The 10527-nt window shown below is 62.0% G+C and carries 9 protein-coding genes; 7 read left to right on the top strand and 2 right to left on the bottom strand.

The genetic code is table 11. From position 1 onward, the window contains the following. Nucleotides 1-171: 171 nt before the first annotated feature. From AAGA11_21705 to AAGA11_21720, 4 genes are all read left to right on the top strand, one after another. The gene (locus AAGA11_21705; protein MEM9605489.1) at nt 172-657 is read left to right on the top strand and encodes an Lrp/AsnC family transcriptional regulator; all 486 of its coding nucleotides are present in this window, start codon (nt 172-174) and stop codon (nt 655-657) included. Between the two features lie 43 nt (nt 658-700). Beyond that, on the top strand, nt 701-1519 hold the full coding sequence (locus AAGA11_21710) for a metallophosphoesterase (protein ID MEM9605490.1): 819 nt from the start codon (nt 701-703) through the stop codon (nt 1517-1519). A 139-nt stretch (nt 1520-1658) separates the two neighbouring features. Beyond that, complete coding sequence (locus AAGA11_21715; protein ID MEM9605491.1) at nt 1659-2714, top strand: ABC transporter ATP-binding protein; 1056 nt, start codon at nt 1659-1661, stop codon at nt 2712-2714. A gap of 249 nt (nt 2715-2963) precedes the next feature. Next, a complete protein-coding gene (locus tag AAGA11_21720; protein ID MEM9605492.1) occupies nt 2964-3995 on the top strand; it encodes an extracellular solute-binding protein in 1032 nt (343 codons plus the stop codon). A 76-nt stretch (nt 3996-4071) separates the two neighbouring features. On the opposite strand, the gene AAGA11_21725 is transcribed toward AAGA11_21720, so the two are convergent. Then, nucleotides 4072-5709: an iron ABC transporter permease gene (locus tag AAGA11_21725; GenBank protein ID MEM9605493.1), complete on the bottom strand. Its 1638-nt coding sequence runs from the start codon at nt 5707-5709 to the stop codon at nt 4072-4074. A gap of 344 nt (nt 5710-6053) precedes the next feature. Between AAGA11_21725 and AAGA11_21730 the strand changes: the two genes are divergently transcribed. Continuing rightward, a complete protein-coding gene (locus tag AAGA11_21730; protein ID MEM9605494.1) occupies nt 6054-7211 on the top strand; it encodes a benzoate/H(+) symporter BenE family transporter in 1158 nt (385 codons plus the stop codon). Between the two features lie 355 nt (nt 7212-7566). On the opposite strand, the gene AAGA11_21735 is transcribed toward AAGA11_21730, so the two are convergent. Continuing rightward, nucleotides 7567-8460 carry a LysR family transcriptional regulator gene (locus AAGA11_21735; GenBank protein MEM9605495.1) on the bottom strand — a complete coding sequence of 298 codons (894 nt, stop codon included), beginning with the start codon at nt 8458-8460 and terminating at the stop codon, nt 7567-7569. A 136-nt stretch (nt 8461-8596) separates the two neighbouring features. Between AAGA11_21735 and AAGA11_21740 the strand changes: the two genes are divergently transcribed. Further along, the gene (locus AAGA11_21740) at nt 8597-9043 is read left to right on the top strand and encodes an MAPEG family protein (protein MEM9605496.1); all 447 of its coding nucleotides are present in this window, start codon (nt 8597-8599) and stop codon (nt 9041-9043) included. 130 nt (nt 9044-9173) lie between these two features. Further along, nucleotides 9174-10157, top strand: a complete 984-nt coding sequence (locus AAGA11_21745) for a haloalkane dehalogenase (protein ID MEM9605497.1) — start codon at nt 9174-9176, stop codon at nt 10155-10157. Nucleotides 10158-10527: the final 370 nt, after the last annotated feature.

The following is a 10527-nucleotide window of genomic DNA, read 5'->3' on the forward strand; positions in this document are numbered from 1 at the left end:
TGAGGGTGTGCATCCGATGTGTCTCGCAGTTGACTGGGGGAACAGCATGGCGGAACGGCACCGTTCAGGTGTCTCAAAATTCACATCGAACAGGGCTGATCTACGAATAATTTCCCTCAGAGGGTATTTTTGTGGGATAAAATACCTTCCAAACATGAATTCCAGTTGATAATGCACTCGAAACCTCCGATTCCCGACAGCCCACTCGATCGCACCGACACACGTCTTCTGCGCGCACTGCAACGCGACGCGAGTGCCTCGCTGGACACGCTCTCCGAGCGGGTGTCGCTGTCGCGCAACGCCTGTTGGCGACGGATCAAGGCCCTCGAGCAGGCCGGGGTGATCCGCAAGCGGGTCGCCGTGCTCGACCCGGAGTCCTGTGGCTGCGGGCTGACGGTGCTGATCGCGGTGCGGACCCACGAACACACGGCGGACTGGCTCGCGCGCTTCCGAGAGGCGGTCTGCGCACAACCGGAAATCGTTTCGGTGTGGCGCACCTCGGGCAACACCGACTACCTGCTCAAGGCGCAAGTGGCGGACATGCCGGCCTACGATGCGCTCTACCAACGCCTGATCCAGGCCGTGCCCTTGAGCGACGTGTCGGCGTCTTTCGTCATGGAAGCCATCAAGGACACCACCGAGTTGCCGCTGCGCTGACTGCTGTGTCACGGTGGTGGCCCCGGTTTCCGTTCGTGGCACCATGCCGACCGTTCTCTGGCTGTCCGACCTGCACCTCGACGCCGACGACACCGTGTTGGGCTGCGACCCGGTGGCCGCATGCGAGCGCGCGGTGTCGTTCCTCGTCACCCACTACCCCGACGCCGACTGCTGCGTGGTCAGCGGCGACATTGCCAACTCCGGCAGCGTGGCGGACTACCGCGCCGCGAGGCATTTGCTCGATCGCCTGCCAATGCCCTGGTACCCGCTGGTTGGCAACCACGACGCGCGTGCGCCGCTGCGCGACACGATCGGCTTTCCGGGTTCGGCGACGTCGGACTTCGTGCAGTACTGTGTCGACCTCGAGCCCGGGCGTACCGGCGCCGGCAACACCGAGGTCGGCACCGACACACCCACCGTGCGCTTGCTGTGCCTCGACACCCTGATCCCGGGGGAGAGCGGCGGCGAGCTTTGCGCGGCGCGTCTCGAGTGGCTCGCGCGGACCCTGGCAGACAGCCACGCGTGTCACGTGGTCGTCTTCATGCACCACCCGCCGGTGCAATTTGGCATCACGCCCTTTGACGAGATCGGCTTGCGCAACGCCGACGAGACGATGGCGATTCTCGCGGGGCACAGCTGCGTGCGCCACGTGTGCGCGGGCCACGTGCACCGCGTGTTCACCGGCAACCGCCACGGGGTGCCGTTTGCGACGCAACGCTCGGTGCTGTTCCAGGCGCCCCCGGCACGACCACCCTGGGACTTCGACACCTTCCAGATTGCCGACGAGCCGGCCGGTTTTGGCGTCATCCATATCGACCGCAACGGCGTGCAAATCGACTTCAACCAACTTCCAAGCCCTTGATCCGCCTGCATTGCCTGTCAGGTGATGACTTCGGACCGCATCCGTGCCTGAATCAACACCTTGTGCGCACGCGCGAGGTCGCAAACCGTCCTCGGGGCCCGGGGCTCGCATTGCAGCAACCAGCGCGTATCATTTGCCGATGACGTCGCAACTTGCAGTTGAAAACCTGAGTGTGGAGTTGGCCGGCAAACGGGTCGTCTCGGACGTCAGCTTTGCTCTCAACCAAGGGGATATTGCGTGTTTACTCGGCCCAAGTGGCTGTGGCAAGACCACAATCCTTCGCGCGATTGCAGGCTTTGAATCGCCGCGCGCTGGCAACATCACGGTCAGTGGCCACGAAGTCGCGAACGCCGTGCACCAGTGGACACCCGAGGCGCGCCGCGTTGGGATGGTGTTCCAAGATCTCGCCTTGTTTCCGCACCTGACGGTTGCCCAAAACATCGCATTTGGATTGCACAGGCATTCAAAATCCGAAATCGCATCACGCGTCCAACAGTTGCTGGAACTCGTGTCGTTGCAAGGGCTTGCGCGGCGCTACCCGCACCAGCTCTCCGGCGGCCAACAGCAACGCATTGCACTTATTCGCGCGATGGCCCCGAGGCCGCCAGTGCTGCTGCTCGATGAACCGTTCAGTGGCCAGGACAGTGATCGGCGGGTGCACCTGGCGCAAGAGGTTCGCACGTTACTCAAACACGACAAGATCACCGGCATCCTTGTCACACATGACCAGAACGAGGCTTTCTCCATCGCCGATGACATCGGGGTGATGGCAGAGGGCAGACTGCGCCAGTGGGCTAAAGCCGACGAGCTTTACTGCAATCCGGTCGATCGCGTTGTCGCGGAGATTATTGGCGACGGCGTGTTCGTGGCCGGCACGGTGATAGCCGGACACCGTGTGCAGACCGAGATTGGAGATTTCGAGTTGTGCGCATCGCAGTCGCACTTACGCCAACAGGACACAGTCGAGCTGCTGATCAGGCCTGAGGACGTCGTGCACGACGAGGGAAGCGCAACCCGTGCAAGCGTGGTCTCCAGGCACTACCGAGGTGCTGATTGCTTGTGCGCAATAGACGTACAGGGCCATACGCGCCTGCTGAGTCTGGTCCCCGCGAACCGGGCGTTCGACGTTGGTGACCGGGTTGGTGTCCGCGTGCGCATCGAAAAACCACTGGCCTTCCCATCGGGTGACGCGTGATTGCACGCCGCGTGCTCTCGTCGCAATACCACGCGTAACGCGCCCGCCCAGTCCAGTCCAGTCAGCTGATTGCGTTGGCACTGTTTTTTTCCATTACTCGGAACTCCGGCGCACAGTGCAGCTCGAAAGCAGCCGAGTGAATCAATACCCGACCAAAACAGTACGGTATTAAGGCGCGCTGCAGGAATGGGCACGTTGGCGCATTCACTTGGCTTTTTTTTCCAACCGTTCAAATCTGAGGAGATCAGGATGACGCTCAAGAAGAGTGCAACTGGCATCGCCGGCGTGACCGCCGCGTTGCTTGTCGCCACCACACCGATCGCGCATGCAGCAGGTGAATTGAACCTGTACTCGTCCCGCCACTATGACACCGACGAGCGCCTTTACTCCGACTTCGAGGCCATGACTGGCATCACCATCAATCGGATCGAGGGCAAGGCCGATGAACTCATCACACGCATGCAGGCAGAGGGTGAAAACAGCCCGGCCGATATCCTGCTGACCGTCGACACGTCGCGCTTGGAACGCGCCAAGGCCGCTGGCGTGCTGCAGTCGATCGACTCTGGTGTGCTGGAAAATCGCGTACCCAACTACCTGCAAGATGACGACAACCAGTGGTTCGGTTTCTCACAACGCGCGCGCATTCTGTTCTACGACAAAAACGACGTGCAGGACCCACCGAAGACGTACCAAGAACTCGCCGACCCCAAGTACCAGGGCATGGTGTGCATTCGATCGTCTTCCAATGTGTATACCCAAACCATCACCGCTGCGCTCATCTCACACTTGGGTGAAGACGCGACAAAAGCCTGGGCGGAAGGCGTAGTGGCCAATTTTGCCCGCGACCCGCAGGGCGGCGACACCGATCAGCTTCGCGGAGTGGTCTCCGGTGAGTGCGATATTGCAATGTCAAACACCTACTACTTTGCACGCGCCATTCGCAAACCCGTCAAAGGTCTGTCTGACAGCGTTGATATGGTTGGCTGGGTGTTCCCGAACCAGGATTCCATTGGCGCCCACATGAACCTGTCGGGTGGTGGTGTCGCAGCGCATGCACCCAACAAGGACAACGCGATCAAATTCCTCGAGTACCTTGCGTCAGACTCAGCCCAGCAGTACTTCTCGGCGGGCAATGACGAATACCCTGCTGTGCCGGGCGTGGGTCTGAGTGAATCCGTTGCGAGACTTGGCCTGTTCAAACCCGATGACGTCGACGCGGCCGTCATCGCCGACAACGTTGCCTCCGCCCAGAAGGTGCTGAACGAAGCCGGTTGGAAGTAGTGCGTTGAAACACCCTGGTCGACGCATCTCGATCAGGGCCTGTACGTTGGAAAGCCGGCCGCAGTGCCGGCTTTTCTTATGTGCGTTTCGACATTTGCCGACACAGTAGAATGACGGGTAGCAAACCGATTGCCACCAACACCAATGACGGCACCGCAGCGCCTTCAAGGCGCTCGTCTGCCGCGAGCCGATGCGCTTGCACTGCGAGCGTATCGAAATTGAATGGCCTCAGGATGAGTGTGGCAGGCAGTTCCTTCATGACGTCGACGAACACAATCAACAACGCCGTAAACACGCTCCCCTTGAGCAAGGGCAGGTGCACACGGCCCAGGATATGCGTGGGCCGGTGGCCGAGCGTGCGCGCAGCAAAATCCAGCGACGGCAACACAGTCGCAAGTCCGCTCTCGTAGGTGTTCAAGGCTGCTGCCATAAACCGCACCACGTATGCCATGACCAGTAAACTGATGGTGCCGGTAAAGACAAGTCCGGTTGAAAAGCCAAACCACGCCTTTGCCAGGGCATCAATGTTGTTGTCGAGCGCAGCAAAAGGCACCAACAATCCCACCGCGATGACCCCGCCTGGTACTGCGTAACCGATGCGCGCGATGTCACCAGCGCCGTTCGCCACTGTGCCCGGCCTGAACCGTTTGAATGACGCAAGCAAAATCGTTGCACCGACAGTTAGTGCGGCTGCCAGTGACGCGAGGGTCAGCGAATTTTGCATGAAGTTGTAGTAGCGCCGACTGAACACATTTTGCTCGGAGGCGAGACTCATCTCGAACAACAACAACAACGGCAGCGCAAAACCGAAGATGACGGGTAGCGCACAGGCCGCAATCGCCGCTGTCGCGCGCCAACCTCGCAAGTGAGCCCGAATGGGATCACGGACCTGCGTACCGGCTTGATGATTGCGCGCGGCGCCGCGCTGGATCCGCTCCATCACAGCCAGCAGCAGTGCGAAAGCGAGCAGACACAACGCCAATTGAGAAGCGCCTGTTCGGTCAGCAAAAGAGAACCAACTGGTGTAGATACCCGTTGCAAAGGTTTGCACGCCAAAATAACTCACCGTGCCAAAGTCGGCGATGGTCTCCATGACAGCAAGCAAAACACCGCCTGCGATTGCCGGGCGCGCTATCGGCAAGGACACACGGCAAAACGCGCCCCATGCGCCTCGGCCAAGGGTGCGTGCAGCTTGGTTCGCTGTGGCCGACTCGCGCAAGAAAGCCGACCGCGCAAGCAAGTAGACATACGGATAGAGTACGAGCACAAACATGCTTGCTGCACCACCCAGACTCCGAATCTCCGGAAACCAATAGTCACGTGGTCCCCAGCCGGTGACAGCGCGTATCCACGTTTGCACAGCACCCGGGTGATCCAGTAGATCGGTGTAGGCGTAGGCGAGAACGTAGGCTGGAAAAGCAAATGGCAAAGCGAGCAGGACTTCCCACACGCCACGGCCCGGAAAGCGCGTCATGGTCACCAGCCAAGCGGTACCCGTGCCGACCACCGCCGTGCCGACGGCGACTATTGCGACCAGCCAGAGTGTGGTGAGGGTGTAGCGTACCAACACGGTATCGGCCAGGTGGCGCACTGAGTCGGTGCTTCCCCCTGCAGCAGCAACGACAACCGCCAACAGGGGTAAAAGGCACAACAACACTGAGGTCAGCGCAGCGCCGACAAACAGGTGATCAGTCCAATGGCGATTCGATGGCATGCGCGGTTTCAAAGGCGGGCACTGTGTCGCAAACGATGGGATTCTGGCGGCATGCCGCTCACACGGGAAGACCTCTCGGCGCACAGCGCGCGTAACCGTGTTGTCTGCCATCTTAGTCCACAAGTCTGCTCTACGGGTTCACTGCGCGCATGCGTCTCAGACGCCAGACAGGTCGCATGGAACGCGCCCTGCACAACGCCACCACCGGCTGCTGGATGGCTCGAGTCAAACGTGTGCTGTACGCTCTGCGCGTTTGGGTTTCATATCGACCAAACCGTCAGACGTGTGCCTGCGGTGCTTGACAGCGCAGATTTGTTTGACTGCCAGCACCTATTGTCATGCGTATGCCATTTCATCTGTCTCACATCGCCGCCGGTTTCATTGCTGTGTTGGTCGGCTACACCGGTTCTGCTGCGATCATTTTCCAGGCAGCCAACACGCTCGGCGCCGACAGCGCCCTGGTCGCAAGCTGGTTTTGGGCACTTGGCGTCGGCATGGGCCTGAGCTGCATCACGCTGTCGCTGGTGTACCGTCAACCGATTCTGACGGCCTGGTCGACGCCGGGCGCGGCGTTGCTGGTGACGAGTTTGGCGGGCGTGTCGATCGAGGAAGCGGTCGGCGCATTTCTGCTCTGTTCGGCGCTGTTGACCCTGACCGGACTGACCGGCGTGTTCGACCGACTGGTGCGCCTGCTGCCGCCCGGGCTTGCGCCGGCGATGCTGGCGGGCGTGCTGTTTCAGTTCGGTACCGAGGCGATGGCCGCGTTTGGCAGCAACGCCGCGATCGTCGGCGCGATGACCGTGGTGTTCCTGATCGGTCAGGTGCGTTCGCCGCGCTACGCGGTGCCCGGTGCACTGGTGGTGGGCCTGGTGATCGCCTTCGCGCAGGGCAACCTCACGGCCGAGTTCATTGACGTCACGCCGGCCACGCCCGTGTGGACCACCCCGGCCTGGAGCCTGTCGACGGCAATCGGTGTCGCCCTGCCGCTCTACATCGTCACACTCGCGTCGCAGAATGTGCCAGGCATCGCGACGCTGCGCGCCCACGGTTACGATGCGCCGGCCTCACCGGTGATCGCGTCCACTGGCGTCACCGGCCTTGCGCTCGCCGGCTTCGGCGGCTTCTCCTTCAACTTTGCCGCCATCACCGCGGCGATCTGCATGGGGCCCGACGTCGACCCCGACCCGAAACAGCGCTACAAGGCCGCCGTCTGGGCCGGCGCGTTCTACCTGCTGATCGGCGTGTTCGCCAACGCCGTCGCCGGCCTCTTCACAGCCTTTCCGGCCGCGCTGGTCGCGGCCATTGCAGGCCTGGCGCTGCTCGGCACCATCGCCAACAGCCTCTCGGACAGCCTGAGCCAGGCCGACGCGCGCGTGCCAGCGATTCTCACGTTCCTGACCACGACGTCCGGGCTCGAGGTGTTTGGTATCGGCAGCGCCTTCTGGGGGCTCGCCATCGGCATTGCCGCCTGGCACCTCCAACGCGCTGTCCGCCCGACCTAGGTCGCCGCCGCGTTCGTCGCGTGTCGCTCCCCGACGACGCGACTCCCACACGGCTTTGTGTTGGCACGACCGCCGTGCGAGCGCTGTCCTTGCCGGGCCGCGCAGCCGTAGCAAGACGGGACGAATACGTGTGTTGACAGCATGTCCAGCGCGGCCGCCTATCGTCGCGTGTATCCATGCCCAGTCGGCCTGGTGACGACGCAACTCCCACGAGGGACGCAACTCAGAAACATACCCGGTCAAAGCGGTGTACGAGTCTGCCCGTGCGCGGGGGTGTCATTCGCCATCACCACGCCATTCAATTCGGATACGCGTTGCTGGACGTGGCAACGGTTCACGCGGTTCAAGACAGCGCTCAGGCAGCTGAGCCTTCGAACAGCGCGCGATTGGACACAATCACATCTTCGGCAAACTGCATGAATGCGCGGACCCGGCTGGTGTTGCGCAGGTCAACGTGGGTCAGCACCCAGATATCGAGGCCGACCTGTGGTGGCGCCGCCGAGGCGCGCACCAGCGCGGGATCCTGGTCACCGATAAAGCAGGGCAGGTACGCGAGTCCCAGACCTGCGCGTGCCATCGCAGCTTGCATGTCCAGCGCCGGGTAGTCGCCCCAGACTGGCAAGTCGGGGTAGGGCGTCCGCTCGCGCCAGCGCGACGGGCGTTGCCGTGAGCCGTCCCAGCCAATCCAGCGCGCACCGCCATCCGGAGATGCCGGGTCCACACGAGACAGGTAGTCTGCGCTTGCGTACGCCGCGTTGTTGTAGGTCAGCAGTTTTTTGCCGAACAACGACTCATCAGGCTTGTTGCTCATGCGGATCACCACGTCGGCCTGCTGACGAGCAAGGTCGACCATGCGGGTGGTCGATACGATCGACAGCTCCAACCGCGGGTAACGCGTGTGGAACTCGGCGAAGCGCGGTGCGAAGGCGTGTACCGCTACAGTCTCCGCCATCGACACGACAAGGTGCCCCGTCAGCTCCCGATCGCCGCCATCGACCAGCCGCCGTGCCCGGTCCACTTCGGTCGCCATCGCGTTGGCCGAGCCAACCATCACCTCACCCGCATCGGTCAAGGTGTAGCCCTCTGGGGACCGAAAAACCAACCGCGTGCCAACCGCGTGCTCCAGCGAATCGATTCGCCGGCTGACGGTGGAGTGGTGCACACCAAGGTGCTTCGCGGAGGCGCGAACCGTACGGTGCGCCGCCACGGCACCGAGGAACTTGAGGTCTTCCCAGTCCAGCTTTTTCATCGTTTACCCCATTGCCTGGCGCAAAAACGCGCCACTATGTCGGCAAAAACGCACTCGACTGAGCATAAATCATCCAGGAGACTCGCTCCAATGCCTGACAACCCCGGACTCTCCGGTCGACCACTCGAGGTGCACCATGGACGAGCTGTATTTCCCGTTGTACACAACGGCACTGGGCAGCGTGCTGCTCGTAGCGCAAAACCTGCTGATGCTGAACGTTGGCTTGTATCGCGGCAAGATCGGCCAGGCGGTCGGCACGGGCGGCGACGCCACGCTCGAGCGACTCGTGCGGCGACACGGCAACCTTGCGGAAAACGCCGCCATTTTCGTCGCGGCCCTGGCGCTCTACGAACTCGGCAACGGGCAGACTGCACTGGCCTTGTGGACCGGCGCGGCGTTTGGTGCCGGTCGTCTGACGCACGCCGTGGCGTTCTCGAGTGATGCCGGATCGCACCTTGTGAATCAAACGGGGTCCCGGCGCGCATTCGCCGCGCTGCGTGCAAGTGGCGCTTTTCTGACAACCGCAAGCGGTGTCGTGTTGGGCATTGCAATGCTGGTCTCCGTGATCACGCGTACCAGCTGATCCGCCACGCCAAGTGCACCGTGCATCACGCAACGTTCACGGTCCCGAGGCGGCACACGCATTCGCAGGTTTTCGCACCCGCGTGGCCACCGTCCGGGCCTTCCCCAATCCCCCCACACGGAGACAGCCAATGAACCTCAAGCATGCGACGCAAGCGGTAATACTGGTGCTGGCGAGTGGCTGCCTTGCCGCTTGCACGGCCATCATCCCCCGCATCGCGCCAAAGGTGGATCACGAGGCCGACATCAGCGCGGATTTTCCGTTTGAATCACGGTTTATCGACGTTCTTGGCAGCCAACTGCACTATGTCGACGAGGGCCAGCCAACCGCACCCACGGCCTTGTTGCTTCACGGCAACCCGACATCGAGCTACCTCTGGCGCAACATCATTCCGACACTCGCGCGGACTCACCGGGTGGTCGTACCGGATCTGATTGGCATGGGTCGAAGTGCCAAACCTGACATTGATTACACACTGCAGGACCACCAGCGCTACATCACCGCGTTCATCGACGCGCTTGGCCTGGCTGACATGGACCTGGTGTTGCACGATTGGGGTGGGGCCATCGGCGTCCACTACGCCCGCATGCACCCGGACAACGTCGACAGCATCATGATGATCGAAGCCGTTCACCGGCCGATGCAGTGGGACGAGACCGACGTGGTCAGCAGGTACCTGTTCAAAACCCTGCGCGACGCGGACGACGGCTACGACCTGATCGTCGAGCAGAACTATTTCGTTGAGAAACTGTTGCCGATGATGGCAGGTCGCGATCTGTCGGACGCGGAGATGGACGCCTACCGCGCACCCTATCGGGCGAAATCGGACAGGGCGCCCCTACGACAGTGGCCGCTCGAAATTCCGATTTCAGGCACACCGGCTCGCAACGTCGAATCGGTTGGGGACAACTACGCGTTTCTGGCGACGTCGCGCGTCCCTGTGCATTTTGTCCACGCCGAGCCGGGATTGATTTACAACGCGGAGATGGTTGATAGCATGAAGCGTGACCTCCCCGATGCGGTGTTCACACACCTCGGCGAAGGCATGCACTTCCTCCAGGAGAGCCAACCGACACGCCTCGCGGAGGCCATTTCCGCGTGGATCAACGAGTGACCGGGCTGGGACCGGCGCCCGAGCGCAGCGGGGCAGGAGGGCCGCCCAGAGGCGATGAGCGGCGTTGAATTGGACCTCAAACGCCGCCGCCTTCGTCCCTGGGCGGGCTCCACGTCTCGCTTCGCGACGACCCAACTCCCACAGGGCTTTGTCCCAGCTCCGGTCTTGTGGGAGCGCTGTCCTCGCTGGGCCCTGCGGGCGCAGCGAGACGGGGCGAATGCGGTGTGTCCTCGAGGGGTTCTACCCCGCCATCTCGGACACTTCAGAAAAGAGCCATAGTGGCCGCTAGGAGTGTTTATGAAGACAAGACGACAATACAGTGCCGAGTTCAAGCGCGAAGCGGTTGAACTGACTCGACAACCGGGCACCA

It is taken from the genome of Pseudomonadota bacterium (assembly GCA_039196715.1).
In the GTDB taxonomy this organism is placed as follows: Bacteria; Pseudomonadota; Gammaproteobacteria; order CALCKW01; family CALCKW01; genus CALCKW01.

Coding starts and splice junctions, on each gene's coding strand:
- AAGA11_21705 (MEM9605489.1), top strand. CDS start 172: ATGCACTCGAAACCTCCGATTCCCGACAGCCCACTCGATCGCACCGAC.
- AAGA11_21710 (MEM9605490.1), top strand. CDS start 701: ATGCCGACCGTTCTCTGGCTGTCCGACCTGCACCTCGACGCCGACGAC.
- AAGA11_21715 (MEM9605491.1), top strand. CDS start 1,659: ATGACGTCGCAACTTGCAGTTGAAAACCTGAGTGTGGAGTTGGCCGGC.
- AAGA11_21720 (MEM9605492.1), top strand. CDS start 2,964: ATGACGCTCAAGAAGAGTGCAACTGGCATCGCCGGCGTGACCGCCGCG.
- AAGA11_21725 (MEM9605493.1), bottom strand. CDS start 5,709: ATGCCATCGAATCGCCATTGGACTGATCACCTGTTTGTCGGCGCTGCG.
- AAGA11_21730 (MEM9605494.1), top strand. CDS start 6,054: ATGCCATTTCATCTGTCTCACATCGCCGCCGGTTTCATTGCTGTGTTG.
- AAGA11_21735 (MEM9605495.1), bottom strand. CDS start 8,460: ATGAAAAAGCTGGACTGGGAAGACCTCAAGTTCCTCGGTGCCGTGGCG.
- AAGA11_21740 (MEM9605496.1), top strand. CDS start 8,597: ATGGACGAGCTGTATTTCCCGTTGTACACAACGGCACTGGGCAGCGTG.
- AAGA11_21745 (MEM9605497.1), top strand. CDS start 9,174: ATGAACCTCAAGCATGCGACGCAAGCGGTAATACTGGTGCTGGCGAGT.